Below are 26,221 nucleotides of genomic sequence, written 5' to 3'. Positions count from 1 at the left end.
GCCCGATCCATCGTCCGGCGCCGCATCGCTCTTCTCGAGCGGTGCGGCGCCGGCGCGTCTGCGGGTGTTGCCGGCGCCGGGGTCAGCTCGGCAGTCCCAGAGCCTGCGCCACCGTGCGCAGATCCGGCATCGATCCGATCCGGCCGCCGGGTTCGCAGGGGGTCCCGTTGCCGGGGTCGCTGAACAGGCTGCGGATGTCGCCCGGCGTGAGCACCTGGCCGGTGGCGGCGTGGTAGATGCTCTGGATCGACGCCGCCGCCCCCGCGATCACGGCGCTGGCGGCACTGGTCCCGTTGAAGTTGCGGTACGCCGTCGTCGGATCCGCACAGGCGTTCCGGCACCCGCCGGTGTGGACGCCGTCCGCCCACGCGTAGCAGTCCACCCTGCTGCCGAAGTTGGAGCCGTCCCAGCGTCGGTGCTCACCCGCGGGGGTCGTCTCGGGGACTCCGCCGCCCACCATCAGGGCATCCGAGGTGAATCCGCTCTCCGGACCCAGGTCGGCGCGGCCGCCCCGGGTGCCGAGGGTGTCCAGGTCCACGCCGCCGTTGCCGGCCGCCTCGACGACGATGATGCCGTCCGCGGTCAGGCCGCTGAGCGCGATCTGGACGGCGACGTCCCGTTCCACCGGGCGTTGGCCCCCGGCGTAGGACGCGGCCTCCAGGCTGGTCACCTCGAGCAGGACGATGTCCCCGGTGTCCGCGGCGGCACGCGCGGCCAGGATGGCGTCGCCCAGGTGTGCCGGCGCGTAAGGGTTGGACAAGGTCGGAATGACGTTGGACGGTGCCTCTCCCTTGTAGTGCGAGGCGGCGAGCACCGCAGCCTCCCGGCAGATCCCCTCCACGCCGCCGGCGGGCAGCGGCTGTCCGGCGACGATGCCGAGCACCGCCGTCCCGTGATTGCCCCGCTTGCCGTTGACGCCGTCCTGGTTGAGGCCGCTGATGATCGGCACGTTCAGGTGGGAGATGGCCTCGTGCTCGAGCACCCACCCGCACTCGACGTCGATCAGCCGGGTGCGGCCCACCTGACTGCCCCGATCCCATCGCCCGCTGCCCCCGTCGCGGGTCCATGCCCAGCGGGCGTTGATGCCGTAGGGCGCTGGGTCGAGTTGGTCCCAGCGCCGGGCCGAGGCCCGGCCGGGGGAGCGAACGGTGCGAGCTTCGGCGATCTCCTCGCGTTCCATCAGGCCGGTGGCGGCCTCGACGACCGGGGGCTCGGTGTAGGCCAGCTGCACCTCGGGGAGCTGGTTCAGCATGCCGACGAGCTCGTCGGGGTCGAAGCGTCGTGAACTGACGTCGATCCGCCAGAACTGGACCAGGCTCGGCACCTCGCGGGCCCCGCGCCGGCGTCGATCGGTCTCCTGGCGGCGCAATTCCGCGACGTCGACCGCGGTGATCAGGCGGGTGCCGGTCAGCTCCAGCCTGGTCAGCACGCTGTCCAGCCCCTGCAAGCCGAGTTCCTGGGCCGCGGCGGCGAGGTCCGAGAAGGCGTCGGCGTTCACCTCCGGGGACAGCTGCACGACGACGTGGTTCGGCACCGGCACCTCATCCCAGGCGCGGTGCGCGCGCGGGTCGTCGGCGGTGCGGGTCGGGTGTTCGGACATCGGCCCTCCTGACTCAGAGTTCGACTCGGTTGTCACCGGATAGGACGGCCGGGGCGACACCGGTGATACGCCCGCGGGCTGGTCCGGTGTCGAACCGGACGAGTCAGGCCGCCGGAAGTGCCACCCGCAGCCGGTTCAAGGCGCGCTGCCGGGTCGGCCCGATGCTGCCCAGCGCTATGCCCAGACGAGCGGCCAGCTGTTCGTAGGAGAGGTCCTGCAGCAGGGCGGCGACGACCTCACGCTGGCGCGGGCTCAGCTGGGCGATCGCGTCGTGCAGATTCCGCAGCCGCTCGCTCCGCAGGATCTCCCGTTCGACGCTGCTGCCGCCGGCACGGTCCGGCGGGGCCGGCACGTCGTCGACGCTGATCTCGCGGCACTCCTGCTGCAGCAGGGCCATTCCGGCCCGGTGGGCGGTGGTCGACAGCCACCCCGGCAGGCAGGCCGCGTCCCGGATCTTGGTGGCGTTCTCCAACAGGGCCAGCCAGACCCGCTGTTCCAGGTCCTGGCGCTGCCACGGCCGAAGACGCAGTTGGGCTGCCCGGGCATAGATGCACGGCCGGTAGCTGCGGACGACCCGATCCCAGATCTCCGCGTCCCGATCGGCAAGTCGCTGGAGGAGATCGGCCGGCCAACGACGGCTCTCCTCGATTTCGCCGGTGGCGATGGCTGAAGTGGTCATAGGTCGAGCTTCCGGCGTTCTCGGTCGCCGGGCAGGGACCTCCGCCCGCCACGATCGGGAGGAACGCCCGGACCGGGCGGCCCGCGTCCGGCTCAGGGTTGCTCAGAGGTGCAGCCCGGCGTCACGCGCCATCAGCGCGATCTGCACCCGGTCGGCGATGCCGAGCTTCGCGAGGATCCCGGCCATCTGGTTGCGGACGGTCTTCTCGGTGACGCCGAGGGCGTCGGCGATCTGTGCTCCGGAACGCCCGGAGGCGAGCAGCCCGACGTGTTGGAGCTCCCGCGGCGACAGCAGGTCGAAAGGGGACGGGACGGTGCGCCGCAGCCCGGCCAGCGCGGAGGTCGCCACCTGCGGCCCCAGCACCATCCCGCCGTCGCGGACCGTTCGCAACGCCGGCAGCAGGGCGTCGGGTGCCGACTCCTTGAGCAGGTAGCCGGAGGCGCCCGCCTCCAGGCTGGCGTGCACGGTGGCGTCGTCCTGGGTCATGGTGAGCACCACGACGGCGCATTCCGGCACCGCCCGCCGAATCCCGCGGATCAGGCTCACCCCGTCCCCATCGGGCAGCCCGAGATCGACGACCGCCGTGCCGGGCCGCTCCAGCACGGTGAGTCGCAGCGCCTCGGCGATGGTTCCGGCCTCGATCAGCCGGCCGATCCAGTCCTCACCGCTCAGCAACGCGGCAAGACCCCGCCGCACCACCGGATGATCGTCGGCCAGCAGCACGGTCTCCGCCCCCGGGAGCCTCCGCATGAACCGATTGTAGGAATCGGACGTATCAATGTCAGGGGCGCATCCGCTCCTCTCGCCGAGCCGTAACGTGCGGCCGAAGCGGAGCGTTAGGAGTGGCGGATGTCGGAGATGTCCCAGGGAACGGCGTCGGAACCTGGCGATCAGACGGTGTGGGAGGTGCCCCGACGCTGCCTGGTCGTCGATGCGACACCCTCGTTGCAGGGCTGGGTCGACGATTTCTACACGATCATGGCTGCCGCCGAGAAGCCCGGTGGCAAGCCGGAGCTTCCGGACGGCATCGTCGTCGTCACGGTGGCCGCACTGTGGCGAGCGGTCGAGGCCGCCTTCGGCGAGGACGGCGAGCCGTGGTCGATCGTGGAGAACGGTTGGCCGACCCTGCCCGACCCGCACGAGGTGGGTCCGGGTGACTTCTGGTCGGAACTGCGGAGGCTGATCTGCCGCTTGCGCGGGGGTTGCTGAGAGCATTGTGCGATGCGCCGCCACCTCGGAGCGCCCACCGTCGCGTGGACCATCGCGGCGGCCGGCCTGATCGTCGCCCTCGGCAGCCTGCTGGTCGAGCCGGTTGCCGCCGGGACGGTCAACTTCCACCACGTGATCGTGGCGGTGATCGCGCTGCCGCTCGGGGCGCGGGTGGCGAGCCATGCTCCCCGCAACCACTTCGGGTGGTGGCTGCTGGCCGCCGGCGCCCTGGCGGCCCTGGCGGCCGGATTCGGGTTGGCCAGGAGCGGCGTCGGCGGCTGGGTCGGCAACTGGGTGTGGTTCCCGGGCTACGCGATCCTGGCCCTGAGCGGGGTGCTGTTCCCGGACGGACGGCTGCCGTCGAGGCGGTGGCGGGTACCGCTGGCGGTGATCGGTGCCGGGCTGCTGATCGGCCTGGTCGGGATCGCCGTCTTCCAGGCCCGCTACCTGCCGACCGGCGCTGCCGTACCGATGACCTGGGACGTGGTGGCCAGCTGGATCGGTCTGGCCGCGCTGCTGCTGGCGGCCGTGCTGGCGCCGGTCGCGATCGGGCTGAAGGTTCGCCGGGCCGGGCCGGGCGAACGGGGCGCCCTGCTGTGGGGGGTGGCCTCGGCCGCCCTGGTGGTGGTGGCCTTGGCCCTGGAGGCGGGCGGGGTGTCGCTGGCCGGCGTCCTCGCGATCCTGGCGTTCCCGCTGGCCACGGTCGTCGCCATCGTCCGCTACGGCCTGTACGACATCGACACCGTGGTGCACCGCGCCATGCTCTACGGCACGCTGGCCTTGGCGGTGATGGGCATCTACGCGGCATTGACCGCGGTGGTGGCGGACGTGGCGGGCGCCCAGCTCGCGCCGATCGCGGCCGCCCTGGCGGCGGTGGCCGTGCTGCCGGTGCGGGACAGCCTGCAACGGGCGATCGACCGGCGGCTCTACGGCGACAGCGGCCGGCCCTACGAGCTGCTCACCTCGCTGGCGCGGGGCGTCGGAATGGCCCTGACTCCCGGCGAGATGCTGACCGCGGTGGTCGACCGGGTCGCCGAAGGACTCCGGGTGCCCTACGTGGCGGTGCTGCTGGATCCGTCCGAGCGTCCGGAGCGCTCCAGCGGCACCCAGCGGCCGTGGCCGGTGACCACGCTGGACCTGGTCCACCGGGGCGCCACCATCGGTCAGCTGGTGGTTCAACAGCGTGCCCCCGATGAGCCCTGGCTGCCCCGCGAGCGCCGGCTGCTGCACGCGCTCGCCCTGCAGGTGGCGGCCCCGGCGGCCGCCGTCCGGCTGATCCGCGACCTGCAGCAGGCCCGGGAAAGGCTGGTCACCGCCCGCGAGGAGGAACGTCGCCGGCTGCGCAAGGACCTCCACGACGGGGTGGGGCCGGCGCTGAGCGGTGCCCGGATGCAGCTCCGGGCAGCGCTGGCCGCGCTCGGCCGGACACCGGAGGAGTCCGCCGTCCGCGCCATCGAGGACGATCTGAGCCTGGCCTCCACCGAACTGCGCCGGGCCATCGAGGGACTGCGGCCGCCGGCGCTGGACCGCGGCCTTCCCGCGGCGCTCGCCGGGGTGGTCGACCGGCACGCCCAGGGCGGGCCGCCGATCGACCTGGTGCTCCCGGACCGGCTGGAGGGGGTGCTGGCCGCGGTCGAGGTGGCGCTGTACCGCGTCCTCGACGAGGCGCTCTCCAACTGCGTCCGGCACGCCGGGGCGTCCCGGGTGACGGCTCAGATCCGGCGCCAGGACGACAGCCTGCTGCTCACCGTCACCGACGACGGACGCGGCTACTCCGGACCCCGTCCGGGCGGATTCGGCACCGAATCGATGCGGCAGCGCTGCGAGGAACTCGGCGGCTCGTTCGCCATCGAGGCCGCGGCACCGCACGGAACGGTGGTGACCGCCCGCTTCGGCTGCGGGCAACCCGGCTAGCGGCCGTTCGGGTACGCGAGACGGTTTGGTATCGGGGGCGGATCTGCCGGTATTGTTGGCGCCACTCGGGGGAGGCCTGTTTCGCGACCCCCGAGGAGACTCAGCCGTGTATGACCAGCGGTCCCATCCGCTCAATGCTTCGCACGTCGCATTAGACGATGCACCCCCACCCGCCGCTTCCGATCATTCCCCCCGCACCCTGCGCCGTTCGTCCTTCCGGGCGGACGTGGCCCGCTTCGCCACCGCACCCAATGCCCGCCTGGCCGGCTGGGCTCCGGGTCTGCGGCTGCTCGGCACCGAAACCAACCGGTCCCGCCTCTCGGCCCATCTGGGCGTGCTGCTCTCGATCACCGCGATCGTCGTCTACGGCACCTGGCGGATCCTGTTCACCATGCCGCTGGGCGGCTGGAACCTGGTCGCCGCCTGGGCGCTGGTCGCCTTCGAGGTGCTGCCCGTGGTCGGCCTGGTGGTCCGGGCCCGCAACCTGTGGAACCTGGACTGCTCCGGCCCGGAGCCGGTGACCACCGTCGAGCCCGGGCTGCGGGCCGCGGTGTTCATCCCGACCTACAACGAGCCGGTCGAGGTGATCGCGCCGACCATCGCCGCCGCCGTCGCGCTGGAGCCGGCCCATCAGACCTGGGTGCTGGACGACGGCGACCGGCCGTGGGTGCGCGAACTGTGCGAGAGCTACGGCGCCCGCTACGTGCGCCGCGACCAGCACACCCACGCCAAGGCCGGCAACATGAACCACGCCCTGGAGCTGATGGCCGTCGAGGTCGCCGCCGGGGCCGAGCCGATCGACGTGATCGGCGTCCTGGACTGCGATCACGTGCCGCTGCCGCACTTCCTGACCGCGACCCTGGGCTGGTTCCGCGATCCCGAGGTGGCCCTGGTGCAGGCGCCGCAGACCTACTACAACTCCGGCGCCTTCGACGACGACGGCGACACCGGCGAGCAGGGCGTCTTCTTCCACGTCCAGCTGCCCGCCCGCGACCACGCCGGCGAGGGCTCGTCCTGGTGCGGCTCCACCTCGCTGATCCGGGTGAGCGCGCTGCAGGACATCGGTGGCATCGCCACCGACACCATCGTGGAGGACCTGCACACCACGATGCTGCTGGTCCGGGCCGGTTGGAAGACCGCCTATCACCATCAGGTGCTCGCCCTCGGCCTGGCCCCGGCCACCCCCGAGCAGTACCTGCTGCAGCGCCGCCGCTGGGGCCTGGGCTGCATGCAGGTGCTGGTCCGTGAGCGGCTCTGGGCCGCGAAGCGCTGGCTGTCCTGGCGGGGCTACTACGAATACCTGGACGCCACGGTGTGGTGGCTGGAAGGCGTCGCCACCGTCGCCGGGTTCCTGATCCCGGTCATCGTGCTGCTCAGCGGGGCGCACGTCTCGACCGCCGACCCGTGGGTGTTCATGGCCGTCTTCACCGTGCTGTTCGTGATCCGGCTCTGGGGCGCCCGGCGGCTGTACCGGCTGCACCTGCACTGGGGCAGCGCCTTCGCCCTGCGCATCCTGCGGATCCCGGTCGGCCTGGCCTGCCTGTGGTGGCTGCTCACCCGGCGCACCCTGGAGTTCGCGGTGACCCCGAAGGCCGGCTCGGACGAGCGGCGCCGCGGCCACGTCCCGCAGATCCTGTGGTGGCTGCTGGGCCTGATCGTCGCCGTCGTGCTGTACGCCGGGCTGGGCGTTGCCGGAGTGGTCCCGTGGCAGACCTCGCCGTCGTCCACGGTGACCGCCGGCGCCTGGGTGGTGCTGGCCGGCGTGGTGCTGCTGATGGGCATCCGCCGCATCCAGTCGGCGCAGTTCGCCACCTCGCGGCGCAACGCCTACCGCGTCGAGGTGCATGCGCCGATCAGTATCAACGGGGCCGAGGGCCAGCTGCTCGACGTCTCGATGGGCGGCGTCGCGCTGTCGGTGCCGGCCGGCGTGCTGCCGCCGGCGTCCGAGATCGAGCTGGTGCTGCCCGGGCAGACCGAGCCGATCCTGCTGGAGACGGTCCGGGTGCGCAGCGAGGGAGCGACGGAGATCGCCTCCTTCCGGGTCCGCTTCGGCGACTGGGAGGCCTACCGGGCGATCGGGCTGTGGCTGTTCCACACCCCGTCCGGGGTGATCCAGGGCCTGCCGGACGCGGTGCCGGTGGTGGCGCTGCGCAACGGGCCCCGGTCCACCCGGGTGCAGACCCTGGTCGCCCAGTACGGGGTGTCCGCCGGCAGTCCGGTGCTGGATGGCTGAGCCCACCGGCGAGTCGGCGCCACCACGTCCGACGGGGGACCGCTCCCGCGCGTGGTGGCTGCTGCTCGCGGTGGGGGCGGTCTGGATCGTGGTCAGCCGGCTGCTGCCGGACGGGCTGCCGCGTTCGCTGTCGTTCCAGCTGCTCGGGCCGATCTGCGCGGCGGGGATCGTCGTCGGCATCCGGATGAACCGTCCGGCGCATCCGCTGCCCTGGTACCTGATGGCGGCCGGCCAGTTGATCTGGGCGGTCGGCGACACGGTCGGCGCGATCGACAGCGAACTGCTCGGCAACCACACCTTCCCGGCACCCTCCGACGCGATCTACCTGGCCGGCTACCCGGTGATCGGGTTCGGGCTGCTGCTGCTGAACCGGGAACGCTCCCGGCGCGGCATCGCCGGCCTGCTGGACAGCGCGATCCTGGTGGTGGCCCTCGGGCTGCTCACCTGGGTGTCGATCGCGCAGCCCACGCTGGCCACCCTGGACGTCTCCACCGCCGGCGCGGTGATCAGCCTCGCCTACCCGGCCGCGGACGTGGTCCTCGCCGCGATCGTGATCCGGCTGGTGCCGACGACGTGGGGCCGGACGCCGTCGTTCCGGCTGCTGCTGGCCGCGCTGGGCACGCTGCTGCTCGCCGACCTGCTGGCCTCGGCCCTGGAACAACTCACCTGGGCCTCCAGCGACCAGCTCGGGTTCGGCTGGATGGCCTCCTACCTGCTCTGGGCCGCCGCCGCGCTGCACCCGACGATGGCTCCGGTGACGCAGTCCGCCCCGGACGCCGAACGCTCCTTCAGCCGCGGCGGCCTGGTCGCCCTGGCCATGGCGCTGGCGATGCCGGGCGCGCTGCTGACGGTTCGGGAACTGACCGGGCAGGGCGTCGACGTCTGGCCCATGGTGATCGGCTGGGCGCTGACCTGTGGCCTGGTGATGGCCCGGATCGGGGTCGCGGTGCGGGCCTTGGAGCAGACCCAGGCCGAGCGGGAACGGGCCCTGCTGGCGCTCGCCCACCAGGCCACCCACGACCCGCTCACCGGGCTGCCCAACCGGGCCCAGGCGATCGAGGTGATCCGGGCCGCGCTGAACCGGGCCCGGCGCACCGGGGACGTGATCGGGCTGCTGTTCATCGACCTGGACGGCTTCAAGCAGGTCAACGACACCCTCGGCCATGCCGCCGGCGACGAGGTGCTGACCGTGGCCAGCGGACGGATGCAGCAGGGCGTCCGGGCCGGTGACGTGGTGGCCCGGTTGGCCGGCGACGAGTTCGTGGTGCTGCTGGAGCCGGTGGACGACGAGTTGAGCGCCGTCCGGGTGGCCGAGCGGCTGGTCGCCGACCTCGGCGAGCCGATCAAGCTGAGCACCGGACGCGAGGCCCGGATCGGCGCCAGCATCGGCGTGGCGATCAACAGCGACGTGACCCTCGACCCGGACCGGCTGCTGCAGGAAGCCGACCATGCGGTGTTCCGGGCCAAGGCCGGCGGACGCGGCCGGGTCGAGGTGTTCGAGCCGTCGCTGCGTGCCGAGCTGGACCACCGCGCCACGGTGGAGGCGGCGATCGTCAGCGCGCTGCGCAACGGCACGCCCGCGGTGCGGCTCAGCCCGATCGTCGACCTGCGCACCGGCCGTCCGACCGGGGCCCAGGTCGAGGTCGCCGTCCCCGGACCCGACGGCGAGCACTGGACGCGGCGCGAGCTGCTGCCGCTCACCCAGGGCACCGACAAGCTGTGCGACCTGGACAGCTGGGTGCTGCGCACCGGCGTGCTGGACCAGCCCGGCGACGGCTGGCTGCTGGTCCCGGTCACCGGACGCCACCTCGCCCAGGGCACCATCCTCGCCGACGTGACCTCCGCGCTGGAGGCCGGTCTGCCGGCCCGGCGGCTGATGCTGCTGGTGCCGTCCGACGAGGTCGGCGGGGCTCGGGTGCTGGACACCTTGGAGCAGCTGCGCCGGCTCGGCGTCCGGATCTGCGCCGACAGCTTCGGCGCCGACGACAGCGGCACCGACCGCTGGGCCCGGGTGCCCTTCGACTACGTCCGGCTGGACCGCCGGCTGCTCGGCATCACCGACGGCACCCTGCTGCTGCGGCTGACCGTGGAGACCGCCAACGCCTTCGGCTACGGGGTGATCGCGCCCGGGATCGGCACCGAGGCCGAGGCCGAGGTGTTCGCCGCCGCCGGCTGCGAGCTCGGTCTCGGCCCGCTGTACGCCGACCTCGCGGTCACCCGCGCGGCGCGCTGAGCCAGCCCGGCAGCTCCGCCGCCGGGATCGGCCGCGACCAGTGGAAGCCCTGTCCCAGATCGCAGCCCAGCCGGCGTCCGACGTCGGCCTGCTCCGCCGTCTCGATGCCTTCCAGGGTGACCTTCAGGCCCATCTCGTGGGCGGCCGCGGTCAGCCCGCCGATCAGCGGGGCGGCGCGCGGACGGTGCAGCTGGGCGGTGAAGCTGCGGTCGAATTTGATCCCGTCCACCGGCAGCCGGATCAGGTCCCGCAGGTCGTAGTAGCCGGAGCCGAAGTCGTCCAGCCAGACCGCGATCCCGGCCTGGCGCAGCGCGTCCAGCTGGGGGGCGCCGGTGTCGGCGGCGACCGGGCGGGCGGTCTCGGTGAGCTCGACGCAGACCGTGCCCGGGGTCACCTCCGCGGCGCCGATCGCCGCGATCAGGTCGCCGACGCCGGAGGCCGAATCGAGGTGCCGTCCGGACATGTTCACGCTGAGATGGAAGCCGGGGCGGAGCCGTTGCCAGCGGGCCAGGTCGGTCAGCGCCTGCCGGATGATCGCCAGGTCGAGTTCGATCACCAGGTCGCTGTCCTCGGCCAGCGGCACGAACTCCGCCGGCGGGATCAGTCCCGCGGGGGAGTGCCAGCGGGCCAGCGCCTCGACGCCGATGATGGCGCCGCCGGCGAGGTCGATGAACGGCTGGTACCAGGGGACGAGCTCTCCGGCATGGATCGCTTCGCGCAATGCAACGGCATCGACGGCCTCGACGCTCACCGCCGGACGGCTGTTCTGTGCGCGTCCGGACGTTGCTGATTGCGCCGGTTCGTGGGGGTGAGTTCCGACATGGTCCGAAGGCTACAAGAAGCGCGGAGGCCGCAACGGGCAAAGCCGCAGGTGAACAGCATTCGGCCGGTGGGAGAACAGCGGGTGACGTCCACTAAGGTCGTTCCCCGTGGCCAGCGACATCACCGTCTTCTCCGGCTCCGCCCATCGCGAGTTCGCGCAGGAGGTCTGCGACTTGCTGGGCATGGAGCTGTCGCCCTCGGTAACCACCCGGTTCAGCAACGACTGCCTCCAGGTGCATCTGGACGGCAACTGCCGCAAGCGGGACGTGTTCATCGTCCAGCCGCTGGTGCCGCCGGTGCAGGAGAACCTGGTCGAGTTGTTGCTGATGCTGGACGCCGCCCGCGGCGCGTCCGCCGGCCACCTGACCGTGGTGATGCCGCACTACGCCTACGCGCGCAGCGACAAGAAGGACGCCCCGCGGATCTCGATCGGGGCCCGGCTGGTCGCCGACCTGCTGCACAAGGCGGGCGCGCAGCGGGTGGTCACCATGGCGCTGCACTCGCCGCAGGTGCACGGCATGTTCGAGATGCCGGTCGACCACCTGAGCGCCCACCACGTGCTGGCCGAGCACTTCCGGCAGCGTGACCTGAGCAACGCCGTGGTGGTGTCGCCCGACTTCGGCAACGTCAAGGAAGCCAACCAGTTCGCCCGGCTGCTCAACCTGCCGGTCGCGGCCGGTGCCAAGCGCCGGCTCACCGACGACCGGGTGGTGATCGACAGCATCGTCGGCGACGTCAAGGGCAAGGACGTGATCGTCCTCGACGACGAGATCGCCACCGCCGGCTCGCTGGTCGAGCTCTTCGACAAGCTGCGCGAGGTGGGCGTCAACTCGATCAGCGCCGCCTGCGTGCACGGGCTGTTCACCGGCCCTGCGGTGGCCCGGCTGAACGCCCAGCCGGACCTGAAGGAGATCGTCTGCACCAACACCGTCCCGCCCCGGATCGCCGGCGAGCTGGACCGGCTGACCGTGCTGTCGGTCGCCCCGCTGTTCGCCGAGGCCGTCCGCCGGATCCACAGCGGCGAGTCGATCTCGTCGCTGTTCGACGCCTGAGGCAACGCGGCCACCGCTGGTCGAGCTTGTCGAGACCCCCTCGGTCAGTCAGCCAGCTGGGCGAGCAATGCGTCCAGGCCGGGTGCGCTGCCGGTGTTGTCCACGCTGACGTGGCGGGCACCCAGCCAGTCGCAGCGGACGTCGCCCGCCGTCGCCCAGAACTCGGCCCAGTGGGCGAGCTTCCAGGTGTCCCGGGCGAGGCTGCGGGCCTGGACGCGACGCCGGATCGCCTCGCCGTCGACTCGCACGTGCACCACCACCGGCTCGATGTCGGACGTCCAGCCGTACCGTTCCGCGGCGTCCAGCACGAACCGCTCGCGGGGCAGGTAGCGGCCGAACGGGGCGTCCAGCACCACCGGCAGACCCAGCATCAGGTTGTCGGTGGCGACCCGCAGAATGGCGTCGTATTCCAGATCCATCACGTGTGCCTGGTAATAGGCGTTGTTGTCGCGTTCCTGCGGATCGGTGCCGGCCAAGCTCAGCAGTGCTTCGGTGAAGCCTGTGCAGGTGGTGTCCTTGTCGATGTAGGCGGCCCGCAGCCGCTGGGCAAGTTGCTTGCTGGTGGTCGACTTGCCGCTGCCGGCCGGGCCGACGACGAACAGCAGTTGGGGCATGGGTCCTCCTCGTTGAAGACGTGACGAGGCGCGCGGCCTCGAAGAAGTGGGCCGAGTGTGGGTGTCCCGCGGCGTCCGAGCGCCGCGGGACACACCTCTCAAGCGAGTTGCTTGCGATCCTTGACGAAGACGCCGTAGGCGATGGCGCCGACCAGCAGCAGCACGCCGCCGGTCACGAACACCAGCGTGTAGGAGCCGTCGTTGGCCGCCAGGATCGCCCCGGTGACAATCGGCGCTACGGCGGCACCGATGAAGCCGCCGAAGTTCTGGATTGCGCCCAGTGACGCCACCTGATTGCTCGGGGCGACATCGGCGGCCAGCGTCCACAGGCAGCCGATCGGCACCTGTGCGGCGAAGTAGCCGACGCACAGCAGCGCGATCACGGCGGGCACGTTGGTGACGAAGGCCGCCGGCAACACCGCGGCCGCGGCGAGCACGGCTCCACCCACGATCGGGATCTTGCGGGCCAGCACAGTGTTCACGCCGTGTTTGACCAGGCGGTTGCTGAGCCAGCCGCCGAACAGCACGCCGGCGATGCCGAACATGAACGGCAGCATGGCGACCCAGCCCATCTGGCTCAGCGAGAATCCCAGCGAGGTCTGCAGGTAACTCGGCAGCCAGGTCAGGTAGACCCACACGGTGTAGAAGATGCCGAAGGCGCCGATGATCATGAACCAGGTGTTGGAACGCTTGAACAGCTCACCCCAGCCGACCTGCTCCTCCTTCTCGCCGGACGCCGTCGTGTCGGGGGTGTGGCCGTGGATGGCCAGGAACTCCTGGGTGCTCGGATCGCGGTACAGGCGCAACCAGAAGACGACGACCACCAGGCCGAGAACGCCGATCACGATGAACATGCCACGCCAGCCGATGGCCAGCAGCAGGGCGACCAGCAACGGCGGTGCGATCGCGTTGGCGATCTGGGAACCGGTGTTCACCACCGCGACCGGCAGGGCACGGTCCTTCGCGGCAAACCAGTTCTGGTTGACCTTCAGGCCGGCGGTGAAGAACGGCGACTCGGCGATTCCGAGCGCGACCCGCAGGGCATACATCGTGCCGAAGCTGTTGGCGATGGCCATCAGCATGCCGACCACAGACCAGCCGGTGGCCGCCCAGGCGAACATCCGCTTCGGTCCGAACCGGTCGACCAGGTAGCCGGCCGGAAGGTTGGCGATGGCGTAGGGCCAGGAGAACGCCGACAGCAGCAAGCCCATCGCCACGGTGTCGAGGCCGAACTCCTTGGCGATGGTGGTGTTACCGATGCTCAGGGTCGAGCGATCGAGGTAGTTGACGACGCCGCCGATGACCAGCAGCGTGACGAACCCCCAACGCAGCCGATTGAGGGCCTTGTCCGGCGACGTATCGGCGCCCGCGGTTTCATGGTGAGGCATGGATGACACTCCTTTGTGGTTCCGGATCGGTTGGGGCTCAGCGGGCGTCGGCGACGGCGGCCAGGAAGCGCTTCGCGGCGTCGGTGACGCGCGCATAGTCGCCGTCGACGCGCGCGGCTTTGGTGATGCTGCTGCCCACGCCCACCGCGACCACGCCGGCCGCGAACCAGTCGCCGACGTTCTCGGCGGTGGCGCCGCCCGCCGGCAGGATGGGTGCCTGGGGGAGCGGCTCGAGCACGTTCCGGACGTAGGTGGGGCCGGCGATGCTGGTCGGGAAGAGCTTCACGATGTCGGCACCGGCGGTCATCGAGTCGACGATCTCGGTCGGGGTGAACGCGCCGCTGATGGAGACCAGCCCGTAGCGGTTCGCGACCTTGATCATCTCGGGCTCGAGGTTGGGGCTGACCAGGATCCTCGCTCCGGCTTGGGCGCAGGCGAAGGCCGACTGGGCGTCCAGCACGGTACCGGCGCCGACCGAGATCCCGTCGGCGGCGTACTCACGGCTGAGGGTGCGGATCACCTCGAGCGCGTTGGGCACCGACAGCGTGATCTCAAGAGCGCGGATGCCGCCTTCGACGGCGGCCCGGGCCACGGACAGTGCCTCATCGGCACTGGGCAGACGCACGATCAGAAGGGTGCCGGTCTGCACGACACCGTTCATTGTGTCCAGTTTGGTAAACATCGTGGTTCACACGATAGATCAAATATTCACACAACGTCACTAGTTCGGCCAGGACTCGTTCACGTTTTCCCACCGTCGCCTAGAGTCCGGGGTGACGAAAGGACGCCGGTGGCTCTTCCGCTGATCCCTGAGCAGCGCCAGCAGGAACTGCTGCGCATGCTGCGCGACTCCGGGGTGCTGAGCACCCGCGAGCTGACCGGAGCCCTCGGGGTCTCGCACATGACGATCCGCCGGGACATCGCCTCGCTGCAGGCGGCCGGCCGGGTCGAGGCCGTCGCCGGCGGCGTCCGGCTGCTTCCCGAGCATGTCGGCAAGGAGCCGCCCCGCCAGCGAGTGGCTCGCAGCGCGCTGGAGGTGCCCCGTAAACGTGGCATCGCCCGGACGGCCGCAACGCTGGTGGAGGACGGCATGGTGGTCTTCCTCGACGCCGGGACCACCTGTGAGGCGCTCGCCCTGGAACTGCTCCGGCACCGCCGGCTGACCATCGTCACCAATGACTTCCACACCGTCGCGACGCTCAGCGTTCAGCGTGGCCCGGAGGTGATCCACACCGGTGGCGTCGTCGACCCCGATTCGGCTTCGGCGAGCGGGTCGCTGGCCGCCGGCACCGTCCGGGGGCTGGGCATCGACCTGTACTTCATGAGCACCGGCACCTGGGATATCGCCCACGGCGTCACGACTCCCCAAGCTGACACCGTGGTGCTCAAGCAGGCCGGACTGGAGGTGGCCGCTCGCACCGTACTGCTGGCCGACAGCACCAAATTCGGTGACTTCGAACGGTTCCGGGTGGCCGAACTGGCCGACCTCGATGCCGTGATCACCGACGCCGGCCTTCCGGACGCCGACCGCGAGGCCGCGCGCGCCGCGTCCGTGACGCTGCGGATCGCCGACCTGCCCTGACCTGCCCTGACCTGACCGAGCGGGCTCGGCTTCGCCGCCGGGTGCGGGCCGCCTCCGGCTCAGTAGGGTTGGACTCGATCGGACGGGTGCTCGCGGGCCCGGTGAACAGGAGGACTGATGAAGGTAGCCGTTTTCGGAGCTCGGGGACGGATGGGTTCCGAGGTGATCCGGGCCGTCGAGGGGGCCGAGGGGCTGGAACTGGTCGCCGCGGTGGACGCCGGGGACGACCGGAGTGCCGTCGAAGCCGCCGAGGTGGTGGTCGACTTCACCCACCCGGACGCCGTGATGGACAACATCGCCTGGTGCACCGAGCGGGGCATCCACATCGTCGTCGGAACCACCGGATTCACCGCCGAGCGGCTGGAGCAGGCCCGTGCGTTGGCCGAGCAGGGCGGTGCCGGGGTGCTGGTGGCGTCCAATTTCTCCGTCGGCGCGGTGCTGATGATGCACGTCAGCGCGCTGGCGGCCCGGTTCTTCGAATCGGCCGAGGTGATCGAACTGCACCACCCGAACAAGGTCGACGCCCCCTCCGGCACGTCGGCGACGACGGCGGGCAAGATCGCCGCCGCCCGCGCCGAGGCCGGTCTCGGTCCGGTGCCGGACGCCACCGCGCAGTCGCTGCCCGGCGCCCGGGGCGCCGAGGTGGACGGCATCCACGTGCACAGCGTCCGGCTGCGCGGGCTGATCGCGCACCAGGAGGTGCTGTTCGGTGGTCCCGGCGAGACCCTGACCATCCGGCACGACTCGCTGGACCGGGTCTCTTTCATGCCCGGGGTGATCGCGGCGGTGCGGGCCATGCCCGGCCTGCCCGGGCTCACCGTCGGCATCGAGTCGATTCTCGGCCTGGGCTGAGATGAGGCGGCTCGGCAGGCTTCTGGCCGTCCTGGCCGTTCTTGCCGCGCTGCTGGTCGGGGCCGAGTTCGGGGTCCGAGCCCTGATCGGGTCGGAGGCGCCCAAGCTGCTCGCCGGCACCGATCTCGCCCTCGAACAGCCCACCGTGGAACTGGCCGGCGGTTCGGTGCTGCTCGCCGTCGCCCAGCGCCGCTTCGTGGACGTCTCGGGCACCGCCCGGGCGGCCCAGCTGCCGTTCGGCAAGCGCCGGGTTCCGGTGCGTTCGCTCAGCTACCGGGCGTCCGGGATCGCCTTGGTCAGCGCCGGCGAGGCGACTATCGGCACCCTGGCGGCGACCGGGACGATGAGCTGGAGCGGGCTCAGCGACATCGCCCGGCTGCCCGTCGGCTACGGCGGCGAGGGACGCCTGCTGGTCAGCTACACCGCGGACGTGCTGGGCCGGAAGGCGGTCAAGGTGGGCGTCTCCGGCGTCCCCAGCCTGGACGTCGCCAACCAGCGCGTCGAGCTCACCCAGGCCCAGGTCGAGGTGGCGGGGGTCCGGCTCGACAAGACCCGGTCGCAGCAGCTGATCGACCGGGTGGTGAAGCCGATCCGGCTGACCGCCGACGACCGGGTCCGGATCACCGCGATCTCGGTCGCCAAGGACGGCCTGGTGATCGATCTGACCGTCACCGACCTTCTGGTCGGCCGTTAGTCACGGTGCAAGAGATGGGGGCCGCAGATCGCCCGCCGGGTGCGCCGCAGCCGGGACATGATTGATCAGCGGTTCCTTTAGGGAAGCGGTTCCTTAGGGCCGCCGACGCCGCGATAGCCTCCTGTCAGTCGAGTCAGGAGAACAGATGTCCATCGCCGATTTCCCACGCCACCGGCTCACCTTCGGACCCAGCCCGGTGCATCCGCTGCGGCGGCTCAGCCAGCACCTCGGCGGCGCGCAGATCTGGGCCAAGCGCGAGGACGTCAACAGCGGCCTGGCCTTCGGCGGCAACAAGGTGCGCAAGCTGGAGTACATCGTCCCGGACGTGCTGGCCAGCGGCGCCGACACCCTGGTGTCGATCGGCGGCTACCAGTCCAACCACACCCGGCAGGTGGCCGCGGTGGCCGCCCACCTGGGGTTGAAGTGCCGGCTGGTCCAGGAGCACTGGGTGCCCTGGGACGACCCGATGAACGACAAGGTCGGCAACATCCTGCTGTCCCGGATGATGGGCGCCGACTCGCGGCTCGACCCGTCCGGCTTCGACATCGGCATCCGCGATTCGTGGAAGGACGCGCTGGCCGAGGTGGAGGCGTCCGGCGGCACGCCGTATCCGATCCCGGCCGGCGCCTCGGAGCATCCGCTGGGCGGTCTCGGCTTCGCCAACTGGGCGTTCGAGGTGGCCGAGCAGGAACGCGAACTCGGCGTGCTGTTCGACACCATCATCGTCTGCACCGTGACCGGCTCCACTCACGCCGGGATGATCGCCGGCTTCGCAGCCCTGGAAGACCTGACCGGCGTCCGGCGCCGGGTGATCGGCATCGACGCCTCCGCGACCCTGCAGCAGACCCGTGACCAGGTGGCGCGGATCGCCCGGCACACCGCCGACCTGATCGGGCTGGGTCGCGAGCTGCGCGACGACGAGATCACCGTGCTGGAGGGCTGGGCCGGCGAGCTGTACGGCATTCCGGTGGAATCCACCATGAACGCGATCGCCCTGGGCGCCCAGCTGGAGGCGATGATCACCGACCCGGTCTACGAGGGCAAGTCGCTGGCCGGTCTGATCGACCTGGTCGGCTCCGGTGAGATCGGGCGCGACTCGACCGTGCTCTACGCCCACCTCGGCGGGCAGCCGGCGATCAACGCCTACCACCGGCTCTGGTCCTGATCCGAGGACGTAACCTGCCGGTCATTGCCGCCGGGCAGAGCCCGGGCGGATAATCGCCGCAGCCGCACGGACGGAGGGGCGATGAAGTACGACTACGACCTGTTGGTGGTCGGCAGCGGCCCGGGCGGCCATCGGGCCGCGATCGCGGCGGCGAAGCTCGGGCACCGGGTGGCCATCGTCGACCGTCGGCAGATGCTCGGCGGGGTGTGCATCAACACCGGCACCATCCCGTCCAAGACGTTGCGCGAGGCCGTCCTGTACCTGACCGGCATGCACCAGCGCGAGATGTACGGGGCCTCGTACCGGGTGAAGGATGAGATCACCATCGCCGATCTGACCGCCCGCACCCAGCACGTGATCGGACGCGAAACCCAGGTGGTGCGCAACCAGCTGCTGCGCAACCACGTCTCGCTGTACAGCGGGGACGCCTCGTTCATCGACCCGCACACCATGAAGATCGAGGGTGTTGACCATCACCGGGTCAGTGCGCACCGCATCGTGCTGGCACCCGGCACCGAGCCGGCCCGGCCCAGCAACGTCGAATTCGACGACGTCAACGTGGTCGACTCCGACGGCATCCTCGACCTGCAGCATGTGCCGGGAACCATGGTGGTGGTCGGCGCCGGGGTGATCGGCATCGAGTACGCGTCCATGTTCGCCGCGCTCGGCACCCGGGTCACCGTGGTGGACTCGCGGCCCTCGATGCTCGACTTCTGCGACGCCGAGATCGTCGAATCGCTGCGGTTCCACCTGCGCGACCTGTCGGTCACCTTCCGGTTCGGCGAGACCGTCGAGCGGGTGGAGCGCAGCCCGCACGGCACCATCACCACGCTGAGCAGCGGCAAGCGGATCCCCGCCGAGACGGTGATGTACTCGGCCGGACGCCAGGGCGCCACCGCGGCGCTGGCGCTGGAGAACGCCGGGTTGGAGGCCGACCGGCGCGGCCGGATCAGCGTCGACGAGCACTTCCGCACCTCCCAGCCGCACATCTACGCCGTCGGCGATGTGATCGGCTTCCCGGCGCTGGCCGCGACGTCGATGGAGCAGGGCCGGCTGGCCGCGATGCACGCGATGGGGGAGAAGCCCGGCGCCATCACCCCGCTGCAGCCGATCGGCATCTACACCATTCCCGAAATCTCCTACGTCGGGAAGAGCGAGGACGAACTGACCGGCGAATCGGTGCCCTACGAGACCGGGTTGTCCCGTTACCGGGAGCTGGCCCGCGGTCAGATCGTCGGTGATTCCTACGGCATGCTGAAACTGCTGGTGCACAGCGTCGACCGCACCCTGCTCGGCGTCCACGTCTTCGGCACCGGCGCCACCGACCTGGTGCACATCGGCCAAGCCGTGATGGGCTGCGGCGGCACCGTGGACTACCTGGTCGACACCGTCTTCAACTATCCGACCTTGTCGGAGGCCTACAAGGTGGCCGCACTGGACGCCACCAACAAGCTCCGGGCGCTGAGCCGGTTCGAGGTCGCCTGACCCACTCGAACCAGTTTCTGGTGGTTATGGCGGCGGTCGCCGGGAGCGATTGCAGCTCGAACCGCTTTTTGGTTGATATGGCCAGATGTCTACACGAGTCATTTCAACAAGAATTCGGTTCGAGCTCGAACCCGGCGTCGTCACCGCGGTCATAACCACGAGAATTCGGTTCGAGGTCGATGTTTGCCCGCCAACTCGACCGCGGCCACAGACCTGGCGGCCGTCGATCAGGGTTCAGGCAGAGATGTCGGTGTGCAACCGGACCAGCTTGACCCGGGTGTCGTCGTCGGCGCCGATCTCCTGGTGGCCGCCGTCGGCGCCCCAGCCGGCTTCGATCAGGAAGCGGCGCAGTGCGTCGTCGGTGGAGCGCACCCACCAGGTGGCTCGCTGGAAGCCGTCCGCGCGCAGGGTGTCGACGCAGGCGTTCAGCAACCGCGAGCCGTGACCGGAGCGCTGGGCGGCGGGGTCGACGGCGAACTCGGCGACCGTGCCGTCCTCGCCCGGTTCGGCGTCCGCGTCGTCGCTCGGCCCGACCACGGCGAAGCCGACCAGCCGGTCGTCGGCGACCGCGACCAGCACCCGGAACTGGGCCAGCGGTGGACGCAGGATCGCCGCCTGCCAGGACTCGGTCATGGTCGCCAGGTCGACGCTGGCCAGCACCGACTCGGCCACCTCGGCGGGAAACTGCTGGGTCCAGGCCCGGCGCTGGATCGCGGCGATTTGCCCGGCCTCGGCGGGCAGGGCGAGACGGACGGAGTCGGCGATCACGGGCTCAGCCTAAGCCTCGATCCGCCGAGGGCTGCGTAGCGAGCGGCGCCAGATGGGTGCAATGGCGAGCCGGGGACGCGAAAGTGTGCCGGGTCGTACGGTGAGCGGGGCCGGCGACGCCAGTGCGCCCGGCTGGGGTCGCGCAGTAGGTGCAGATCGGTGGATCGAGGCTGAGAGGTTCGGTGAGTAGGGCAAATGCCGCCCGGTCGTCGCACGCTCAGGGTGCCGTCAGCCGATCCCTGCCCTGCGACGGTAGGGTGTCCGACGTGCGTGAGTCCCTGAAGACACCCCCCAAGCTGGCCCGGGACACGTTGCGAGTCATCCCCCTCGGGGGTCTCGGCGATGTCGGCCGGAACAGCACCAGCTTCGAAATGAACGGTCAGCTGCTGTTGGTCGACTGCGGCGTCCTGTTCCCCTCCGACGACCATCCCGGCGTCGACCTGATCCTGCCCGGGCTGCATCTGCTCGAAGAGCGGCTGGATGACATCCAGGCCCTGGTGCTGACCCACGGTCACGAGGACCACATCGGTGCCGTGCCCTACCTGCTGCGGCAGCGGCCCGACATCCCGGTGATCGGCTCCCGGCTGACCCTGGCGCTGCTGCGCGAGAAGCTCCGCGAGCACCGGCTGCGCGACGTCGACCTGCGGGTGGTGACCGAGGAGACCCGGATCAAGATCGGCGAGTTCGACCTGGAGTTCCTGGCCGTCAACCACTCCATCCCGGACGCGCTGGCGATCGCCATCCGGACGCCGGCCGGGCTGGTGCTGCACACCGGCGACTTCAAGATGGACCAGCTGCCGCTGGACCGCCGGCTCACCGACCTGCGCGGCTTCGCCCGGCTCGGCGAAGAGGGCGTCGACCTGTTCATGGCCGACTCCACCAACGCCGAGACCCCCGGCTTCACCACCCACGAGCGCGACATTGAGCCGGCCATGGAGCGGGTGTTCTCGTCGGCCAAGCAGAAGCTGATCGTGGCCTGCTTCGCCTCCCACGTGCACCGCGTCCAGCAGGTGATGGACGCCGCCGTCCGGCACGGCCGCAAGGTGGTCTACATCGGCCGCTCGATGGTGCGCAATATGACCGTCGCCCAGGAACTCGGCTACCTGAAGGTGCCCGCCGACACCCTGATCGAGCTCAAGCAGCTGGAGAACTACCCCGACGACAAGGTGGTGATGATCTCCACCGGGTCGCAGGGCGAGCCGCTGTCGGCGCTGTCCCGGATCTCCAACCACGAGCATCCGGTGGTGCAGGCGGGTCCGGGCGACGTGGTGCTGCTGGCGTCCTCGCTGATCCCCGGCAACGAGAACTCGGTCTACCGGGTGATCAACGGCCTGTCCCGCAACGGGGTCACCGTGGTGCACAAGGGCAACGCGCTGGTGCACGTATCCGGGCACGCGTCGGCGGGGGAGTTGCTGTACTGCTACAACCTGATCCAGCCGGCCAACGTGATGCCGGTGCACGGCGAGATCCGGCACCTGATCGCCAACGCCGACCTGGCGGTGGCCACCGGGGTGCCGCGGCGGCGGGCGATCGTGGTCGAGGACGGCGGCGTGGTCGACCTGTCCAACGGCAAGGCCCGGGTGGTCGGCAAGCTCGACTGCGGCTACATCTTCGTGGACGGCTCCACGGTCGGGAACATCGGCGACGCCGAGCTGAGCGACCGCAAGATTCTCGGCGCGGACGGGTTCATCAGCGTCGTCGTGGTGGTCAACCTGCACTCGATGAGCCTGGTCAGCGGCCCGGACATCCATGCCCGCGGCTTCGTCGAGGACGACTCGGTCTTCGACGAGATCAGGGGTCAGATCGCCAAGGCGGTCGAGGACGCCATGGCGGACGGCTCGGAGGACATCCGCAACCTGCAGCAGGTGGTGCGCCGCACGGTGGGACGCTGGGTGAACAACACCTACCGGCGGCGTCCGATGATCCTGCCGGTCGTGGTGGCCGCCTGATCCCCGCGATTAGGTGCTGCGGCGGCCTCTCGGGTATCGTTGACGAGGCCCTCATCGCGGGGCCTATTTCCCAAGCAATCAAGGAGTTACCAGTGGCTGCCGTGTGTGACATCTGCGCCAAGGGCCCAGGCTTTGGCCACAACGTGCCCTGGTCGAAGAAGAAGACCAACCGTCGGTGGAACCCGAACATCCAGCGCGTCCGCGCTGTGGTGGCCGGCGCCCCGAAGCGGCTGAACGTCTGCACTTCGTGCCTGAAGTCCGGCAAGGTCTCCCGCTGACCTGACCGGCGCGCTTGAGGACCCGCTCCGGCGGGTCCTTTTGCTTTCCCCGGACGCCGGTCCGCCGGCGCGACTCAGCCGGCTCGACGGGCCATCTCGTCGAGGATCCAGCGGGCGGTGTCCCGGGTGCAGGCACCGGGGTCGCCGAAGCTCACCCCGAAGATGCCGGTGACCTCGGTCAGCCTCGGCACGCCGCGCAGCGCCAGGATCGCTTCGGCTTCGGACGCGTATTCGTCGCGTGGGGCACCGCTGGCGATCAGCCCGACCGGGTCCGCCTCGGCGAGGATCTCGATCAGTTGGTCGCGCGTGATGGCCATGGGGACGAGCCTAGAGCAGCGCCGTCGTGGGTGGCTGCCGGCGGCTTGCGGATCCGGCCGCCCTTCGTCGTCCCGGACGCCGGGATCTCGCTTCGACCCGCCGTCGGGCACCATGAACGACATGCCCGCCGCACGAACAGGTCGTCGATGATGCGCTTCAACCCGCCGCCTGGATGGCCGGCGCCGCCGTCCGGCTGGCAGCCCAGCGCCGACTGGCGTCCGGACCCGTCCTGGCCGCCGGCCCCGCCCGGCTGGGCGTTCTGGGTCGATGACGTGGCCCTCCCCGAACCGCGGGTCGTGCTGCGCAAGGTGGCCAACCTGTTGGTCGAGGACGCCCGACTCGACCTGGATCCGAGCCTGGCCGCGGCCCAGGCGCCGGTGTCGCGCGTTGAGCCGGTGATCGAGGCCTTCCGCGGCTATTACGGCGGGCTGTGGGTGGGCGGAACCCTGACCCTCACCGACCGCAGCGTCGACTTCCGGGCCAATGCGCTCAACCGTGCGGTGCAGTCCGGCACCCTCGATCTCTCGGTGCCGTTGGGCGCCATCGCCGCCGTCGAGGTGCAGCCCGGTGTGCTCACCCGGATCGTCGCGATGACGGTCGGCGAACGGGTGGTGAAGGCCCGCATGTACGGCGCCGATCGGGTCGCCGAGACGATCCAGGAGGCGGCCGCTCAAGCCCGCTGACACCGGGGCAGGCCGGCGCTGGCACTCGGTCGAGGGCCAGGCCGGACGCCCGTCCGATTCTGTCCGGGGCTCCGGTTAGGCTTCGGGCCATGGTGATGTGGCGGACGCAGGCGTATCGCGAGCTGCACATTCCGGTGGCCGAAGTGCTCGGCGCCCGCACCGCCAAGGAGTTCGAGAAGCTGCGGGTGCACACCGTCGGCGACCTGCTGCGGCATCTGCCGCGGCGCTACCTCTCCGGCACCGAGCTCACCGACCTGGCCACCCTGGAAGAGGGCGAGCACGTGGCGGTGATGGCCCGGGTGAGCCGCACCAACGTGATCCGGGGCGTGGGGCACGGGCCGGGCCAGCGGCGCGGCGGGCGTCCGAGCCGGCTCGAGGTGACCCTGACCGACGGGCACGGCTACCTGGCCGTCACCTTCTTCGGCCGCGACCACCTGGTCGACTACTGGGAACGAGAGCTCGGCAAGGGCGTCCGCGGCATCTTCGTCGGCAAGGTGGGCCGGTTCCGCGACCAGCTGCAGCTCACCCATCCCGAGTTCGTCATGCTGGATGCCAACGGCTCCATCGTCGGCTCGTCGGAGGAGAAGCAACGGCTGGCCACGATGAGCAGTTCGGGCCTGGTCGGCATGTACCCGGCGACCGCGAAGCTGCCCACCTGGAAGGTCGCCGAATGCTGCCGGCTGGCGCTGGCCACGCTCAGCGGCGACGATCCGTGGCCCGACTGGGTGCTGGACGCCGCCGACGTGATGCGCCAGGCGGACGCCTTCGCCGCCGTCCACCAGCCGCACACGCTGGCCGAGGCCGAAGCCGGCGCACAACGGCTGCTGTTCGACGAGGCGTTCGCCACCCAACTGACCATGGCGTACCGGCGGGCCGACGTCGCCACCCACACGGCGATCCGGCGCCGAGCGGTGCCCGGCGGGCTGCTGGACGCGCTGGACGACCGGCTGCCGTTCGCGCTCACCGAGGGCCAGCAGGCGGTCTGCGAGGTCCTGTTCGCCGAACTCGACCGGGCCCGGCCGATGCAACGGCTGCTGCAGGGTGAGGTGGGTTCGGGCAAGACGGTGGTGGCGCTGCGCGCCATGCTGGCCGTGGTCGACGCCGGGGGACAGTGCGCGCTGCTGGCCCCCACCGAGGTGCTGGCCCAGCAGCACTACGCGACCATCCGTGCGCTGATGGGCGATCTGGCCGGTGGCCGGCTGCTCGGTTCCCCGGACGCGGCCACCGACGTCGTGCTGCTCACCGGCTCGATGCCGGCGGCGGCCAAGAAGTCCGCGCTGCTGCGGGCGGCGTCCGGTGAGGCTGGGATCGTGGTCGGCACCCACGCACTGCTCAACGACAAGGTGCAATTCGCCGATCTGGGCTTCATCGTGATCGACGAGCAACACCGCTTCGGGGTCGAACAGCGGGGTGCGCTGACCGACAAGGCGTCCGCCCGGCCGCACGTGCTGGTGCTGACCGCGACCCCGATCCCACGGTCGGTGGCGATGACCGTCTTCGGCGATCTGGACGTCTCGACGCTCGCCGAACTGCCCGCCGGACGCCAGGTGGTCGGCACCGTCGTGGTGGACGCCGCACTGCGTCCGGCCTGGGTGGAGCGGGCCTGGCAGCGGGTCGCCGAGGAGGTGGCGCAGGGCAGGCAGGCGTTCGTGGTGGTGCCCCGGATCAACTCCAGCGACGAGGGCGTCGGGGTGGTCGAACTGGCCGAACGGCTCAGCAGCGGGCCGCTGTCCGGCGTCCGGGTGGGGGTGCTGCACGGGCAACTGGCGTCCGACGCCAAGGAGGCCACCATGGCCGCCTTCGCCGCCGGCGAGTTGGACGTGCTGGTCGCCACCACGGTCATCGAGGTGGGTGTCGACGTGCCCAACGCCACCATGATGGTGATCTGGGACGCGGAACGGTTCGGCATCTCGCAGCTGCACCAGCTGCGCGGCCGGATCGGGCGTGGCGACCACCCCGGGGTGTGCCTGCTGATCTCGTCCGCGCTGGTGGAGGAGAGCATCCGGGAACGCTTGGAGGCGGTGGCCGCCACCAACGACGGCTTCGAGCTGGCCGAACTCGACCTGCAGCAGCGCCGCGAGGGCGACGTGCTGGGCGCGGAGCAGTCCGGGTCGCGGTCCAGCCTGCGGTTGCTGCGGGTGCTGGAGCATGCCGAGGTGATCGCCCAGGCCAAGCAGATCGCCGCCGACGCGGTGCAGCGCGACCCCGACCGCACCACTCCCGGCTTCGTCGACGCGGTGGTGGCCACCGAACAGCTGATGGCGGGGGACTACCTGGAGCTCAGTTAGCTGCCCCCAGCCACGAGCTCTATCTCGAACCCTTGGACGTTCTCCAAGAACAGCGCCACATGCCGCTCCCCACCGGCATGTGGATATCGATCGGCGAACAGTTCCCGCCAGCCATGACGTGGTGACTCCGAACGCAACCAGTCCAGCCGACCACGATCGGATACCCGCAACGCCAAGTGGTTCAAGCCAGGACGCAGTCGATCGTGCGCCTCGTCGACCACGTCCGAGGACTCCTCCAAGACCAGGTAGACGCCCGAGTCGTGGCGCCAAATCAGGCCCTGGGGCCAGTCCGGGTCACGCTCGCCCACCCATCCCAGACATGACAACAGCCAATCGAAGGAACCAGCAACGCCGCGGAGATCGTTCGTCCACAACTCGATGTGATGAACAGGGCCTTGCATGGGGCCAAGCTACC

The 26,221-nt window shown here is 70.8% G+C and carries 24 protein-coding genes; 14 read left to right on the top strand and 10 right to left on the bottom strand.

Going from position 1 to position 26,221, the window contains the following annotated elements; all coding sequences use genetic code 11:
- Positions 1-82: 82 nt before the first annotated feature.
- The 3 genes from QM582_RS08200 to QM582_RS08190 all read right to left on the bottom strand — a co-directional run bounded on the left by QM582_RS08200 (position 83) and on the right by QM582_RS08190 (position 3,029).
- On the bottom strand, positions 83-1,600 hold the full coding sequence (locus QM582_RS08200; RefSeq protein ID WP_415083408.1) for a S8 family serine peptidase: 1,518 nt from the start codon (positions 1,598-1,600) through the stop codon (positions 83-85).
- A 103-nt stretch (positions 1,601-1,703) separates the two neighbouring features.
- Positions 1,704-2,279 (bottom strand): RNA polymerase sigma factor, encoded by a 576-nt coding sequence (locus tag QM582_RS08195; RefSeq protein ID WP_415083406.1) that lies wholly within the window; start codon positions 2,277-2,279, stop codon positions 1,704-1,706.
- A 102-nt stretch (positions 2,280-2,381) separates the two neighbouring features.
- Complete coding sequence (locus QM582_RS08190; RefSeq protein WP_415083404.1) at positions 2,382-3,029, bottom strand: response regulator; 648 nt, start codon at positions 3,027-3,029, stop codon at positions 2,382-2,384.
- Between the two features lie 99 nt (positions 3,030-3,128).
- On the opposite strand from QM582_RS08190, the gene QM582_RS08185 reads away from it, so the two are divergent.
- The 4 genes from QM582_RS08185 to QM582_RS08170 all read left to right on the top strand — a co-directional run bounded on the left by QM582_RS08185 (position 3,129) and on the right by QM582_RS08170 (position 9,868).
- A complete protein-coding gene (locus QM582_RS08185) occupies positions 3,129-3,488 on the top strand; it encodes a hypothetical protein (protein WP_415083403.1) in 360 nt (119 codons plus the stop codon).
- Between the two features lie 12 nt (positions 3,489-3,500).
- Positions 3,501-5,402: a sensor histidine kinase gene (locus QM582_RS08180; protein WP_415083401.1), complete on the top strand. Its 1,902-nt coding sequence runs from the start codon at positions 3,501-3,503 to the stop codon at positions 5,400-5,402.
- A 226-nt stretch (positions 5,403-5,628) separates the two neighbouring features.
- Positions 5,629-7,635, top strand: a complete 2,007-nt coding sequence (locus QM582_RS08175) for a glycosyltransferase (RefSeq protein ID WP_415083399.1) — start codon at positions 5,629-5,631, stop codon at positions 7,633-7,635.
- Positions 7,628-9,868, top strand: coding sequence for a diguanylate cyclase (locus QM582_RS08170; protein WP_415083397.1), 2,241 nt, complete (start codon positions 7,628-7,630; stop codon positions 9,866-9,868). Before QM582_RS08175 ends, QM582_RS08170 begins: the two co-directional genes overlap by 8 nt.
- Here the strand turns inward: QM582_RS08170 and QM582_RS08165 are convergent.
- Complete coding sequence (locus tag QM582_RS08165) at positions 9,849-10,619, bottom strand: EAL domain-containing protein (protein ID WP_415083396.1); 771 nt, start codon at positions 10,617-10,619, stop codon at positions 9,849-9,851. The genes QM582_RS08170 and QM582_RS08165 overlap by 20 nt on opposite strands.
- Before the next feature lie 178 nt (positions 10,620-10,797).
- On the opposite strand from QM582_RS08165, the gene QM582_RS08160 reads away from it, so the two are divergent.
- Positions 10,798-11,742: a ribose-phosphate diphosphokinase gene (locus QM582_RS08160; protein ID WP_415083395.1), complete on the top strand. Its 945-nt coding sequence runs from the start codon at positions 10,798-10,800 to the stop codon at positions 11,740-11,742.
- 44 nt (positions 11,743-11,786) lie between these two features.
- Here the strand turns inward: QM582_RS08160 and QM582_RS08155 are convergent, their stop codons facing one another.
- From QM582_RS08155 to QM582_RS08145, 3 genes are all read right to left on the bottom strand, one after another.
- Complete coding sequence (locus QM582_RS08155; RefSeq protein ID WP_415083393.1) at positions 11,787-12,356, bottom strand: AAA family ATPase; 570 nt, start codon at positions 12,354-12,356, stop codon at positions 11,787-11,789.
- 98 nt (positions 12,357-12,454) lie between these two features.
- Positions 12,455-13,744 (bottom strand): MFS transporter, encoded by a 1,290-nt coding sequence (locus tag QM582_RS08150; protein WP_415083392.1) that lies wholly within the window; start codon positions 13,742-13,744, stop codon positions 12,455-12,457.
- A gap of 37 nt (positions 13,745-13,781) precedes the next feature.
- Entirely contained in the window at positions 13,782-14,405 is a 624-nt protein-coding gene (locus QM582_RS08145; RefSeq protein ID WP_415083391.1) for a bifunctional 4-hydroxy-2-oxoglutarate aldolase/2-dehydro-3-deoxy-phosphogluconate aldolase, read from the bottom strand.
- A gap of 129 nt (positions 14,406-14,534) precedes the next feature.
- Between QM582_RS08145 and QM582_RS08140 the strand changes: the two genes are divergently transcribed.
- The 5 genes from QM582_RS08140 (at position 14,535) to sthA (ending at position 19,522) form a co-directional block, all read left to right on the top strand.
- A complete protein-coding gene (locus QM582_RS08140; RefSeq protein ID WP_415083389.1) occupies positions 14,535-15,326 on the top strand; it encodes a DeoR/GlpR family DNA-binding transcription regulator in 792 nt (263 codons plus the stop codon).
- Between the two features lie 114 nt (positions 15,327-15,440).
- Positions 15,441-16,178 (top strand): 4-hydroxy-tetrahydrodipicolinate reductase, encoded by a 738-nt coding sequence (gene dapB, locus QM582_RS08135; protein WP_415083438.1) that lies wholly within the window; start codon positions 15,441-15,443, stop codon positions 16,176-16,178.
- Position 16,179: 1 nt separating this feature from the next.
- Positions 16,180-16,872 carry a hypothetical protein gene (locus tag QM582_RS08130; RefSeq protein WP_415083387.1) on the top strand — a complete coding sequence of 231 codons (693 nt, stop codon included), beginning with the start codon at positions 16,180-16,182 and terminating at the stop codon, positions 16,870-16,872.
- Between the two features lie 145 nt (positions 16,873-17,017).
- Entirely contained in the window at positions 17,018-18,037 is a 1,020-nt protein-coding gene (locus tag QM582_RS08125) for a 1-aminocyclopropane-1-carboxylate deaminase (protein ID WP_415083386.1), read from the top strand.
- Positions 18,038-18,118: 81 nt separating this feature from the next.
- A complete protein-coding gene (gene sthA, locus QM582_RS08120; protein ID WP_415083384.1) occupies positions 18,119-19,522 on the top strand; it encodes a Si-specific NAD(P)(+) transhydrogenase in 1,404 nt (467 codons plus the stop codon).
- Positions 19,523-19,756: 234 nt separating this feature from the next.
- Here sthA and QM582_RS08115 read toward each other — a convergent pair whose 3' ends face one another.
- Positions 19,757-20,290 (bottom strand): GNAT family N-acetyltransferase, encoded by a 534-nt coding sequence (locus QM582_RS08115; RefSeq protein ID WP_415083382.1) that lies wholly within the window; start codon positions 20,288-20,290, stop codon positions 19,757-19,759.
- A gap of 257 nt (positions 20,291-20,547) precedes the next feature.
- Here QM582_RS08115 and QM582_RS08110 point away from each other — a divergent pair, with 257 nt between their 5' ends.
- Positions 20,548-22,239 carry a ribonuclease J gene (locus QM582_RS08110; protein ID WP_415083380.1) on the top strand — a complete coding sequence of 564 codons (1,692 nt, stop codon included), beginning with the start codon at positions 20,548-20,550 and terminating at the stop codon, positions 22,237-22,239.
- Positions 22,240-22,331: 92 nt separating this feature from the next.
- A complete protein-coding gene (gene rpmB / locus QM582_RS08105; RefSeq protein ID WP_415083378.1) occupies positions 22,332-22,517 on the top strand; it encodes a 50S ribosomal protein L28 in 186 nt (61 codons plus the stop codon).
- Between the two features lie 74 nt (positions 22,518-22,591).
- Here rpmB and QM582_RS08100 read toward each other — a convergent pair whose 3' ends face one another.
- Positions 22,592-22,834 (bottom strand): hypothetical protein, encoded by a 243-nt coding sequence (locus tag QM582_RS08100; RefSeq protein ID WP_415083376.1) that lies wholly within the window; start codon positions 22,832-22,834, stop codon positions 22,592-22,594.
- A gap of 147 nt (positions 22,835-22,981) precedes the next feature.
- Here QM582_RS08100 and QM582_RS08095 point away from each other — a divergent pair, with 147 nt between their 5' ends.
- Positions 22,982-23,518 carry a hypothetical protein gene (locus QM582_RS08095; RefSeq protein WP_415083374.1) on the top strand — a complete coding sequence of 179 codons (537 nt, stop codon included), beginning with the start codon at positions 22,982-22,984 and terminating at the stop codon, positions 23,516-23,518.
- Between the two features lie 89 nt (positions 23,519-23,607).
- Positions 23,608-25,806 (top strand): ATP-dependent DNA helicase RecG, encoded by a 2,199-nt coding sequence (locus QM582_RS08090; RefSeq protein ID WP_415083372.1) that lies wholly within the window; start codon positions 23,608-23,610, stop codon positions 25,804-25,806.
- Here the strand turns inward: QM582_RS08090 and QM582_RS08085 are convergent.
- Entirely contained in the window at positions 25,803-26,207 is a 405-nt protein-coding gene (locus QM582_RS08085) for a VOC family protein (RefSeq protein ID WP_415083370.1), read from the bottom strand. The genes QM582_RS08090 and QM582_RS08085 overlap by 4 nt on opposite strands.
- Positions 26,208-26,221: the final 14 nt, after the last annotated feature.

The sequence above is a fragment of the Micropruina sp. genome (assembly GCF_047607385.1).
Lineage (GTDB): Bacteria > Actinomycetota > Actinomycetes > Propionibacteriales > Propionibacteriaceae > Micropruina.
This window is presented reverse-complemented; position numbering and strand designations above follow the sequence as displayed.

What these genes read in the sequence shown, in the direction of transcription:
- QM582_RS08185 (WP_415083403.1), top strand. Translation starts at nt 3,129, where the DNA reads ATGTCGGAGATGTCCCAGGGAACGGCGTCGGAACCTGGCGATCAGACG.
- QM582_RS08180 (WP_415083401.1), top strand. Translation starts at nt 3,501, where the DNA reads ATGCGCCGCCACCTCGGAGCGCCCACCGTCGCGTGGACCATCGCGGCG.
- QM582_RS08200 (WP_415083408.1), bottom strand. Translation starts at nt 1,600, where the DNA reads ATGTCCGAACACCCGACCCGCACCGCCGACGACCCGCGCGCGCACCGC.
- QM582_RS08195 (WP_415083406.1), bottom strand. Translation starts at nt 2,279, where the DNA reads ATGACCACTTCAGCCATCGCCACCGGCGAAATCGAGGAGAGCCGTCGT.
- QM582_RS08155 (WP_415083393.1), bottom strand. Translation starts at nt 12,356, where the DNA reads ATGCCCCAACTGCTGTTCGTCGTCGGCCCGGCCGGCAGCGGCAAGTCG.
- QM582_RS08145 (WP_415083391.1), bottom strand. Translation starts at nt 14,405, where the DNA reads ATGAACGGTGTCGTGCAGACCGGCACCCTTCTGATCGTGCGTCTGCCC.
- QM582_RS08095 (WP_415083374.1), top strand. Translation starts at nt 22,982, where the DNA reads ATGATGCGCTTCAACCCGCCGCCTGGATGGCCGGCGCCGCCGTCCGGC.
- QM582_RS08125 (WP_415083386.1), top strand. Translation starts at nt 17,018, where the DNA reads ATGTCCATCGCCGATTTCCCACGCCACCGGCTCACCTTCGGACCCAGC.
- QM582_RS08085 (WP_415083370.1), bottom strand. Translation starts at nt 26,207, where the DNA reads ATGCAAGGCCCTGTTCATCACATCGAGTTGTGGACGAACGATCTCCGC.
- QM582_RS08190 (WP_415083404.1), bottom strand. Translation starts at nt 3,029, where the DNA reads ATGCGGAGGCTCCCGGGGGCGGAGACCGTGCTGCTGGCCGACGATCAT.
- QM582_RS08130 (WP_415083387.1), top strand. Translation starts at nt 16,180, where the DNA reads ATGAGGCGGCTCGGCAGGCTTCTGGCCGTCCTGGCCGTTCTTGCCGCG.
- sthA (WP_415083384.1), top strand. Translation starts at nt 18,119, where the DNA reads ATGAAGTACGACTACGACCTGTTGGTGGTCGGCAGCGGCCCGGGCGGC.
- QM582_RS08150 (WP_415083392.1), bottom strand. Translation starts at nt 13,744, where the DNA reads ATGCCTCACCATGAAACCGCGGGCGCCGATACGTCGCCGGACAAGGCC.
- QM582_RS08170 (WP_415083397.1), top strand. Translation starts at nt 7,628, where the DNA reads ATGGCTGAGCCCACCGGCGAGTCGGCGCCACCACGTCCGACGGGGGAC.
- QM582_RS08090 (WP_415083372.1), top strand. Translation starts at nt 23,608, where the DNA reads ATGGTGATGTGGCGGACGCAGGCGTATCGCGAGCTGCACATTCCGGTG.
- QM582_RS08100 (WP_415083376.1), bottom strand. Translation starts at nt 22,834, where the DNA reads ATGGCCATCACGCGCGACCAACTGATCGAGATCCTCGCCGAGGCGGAC.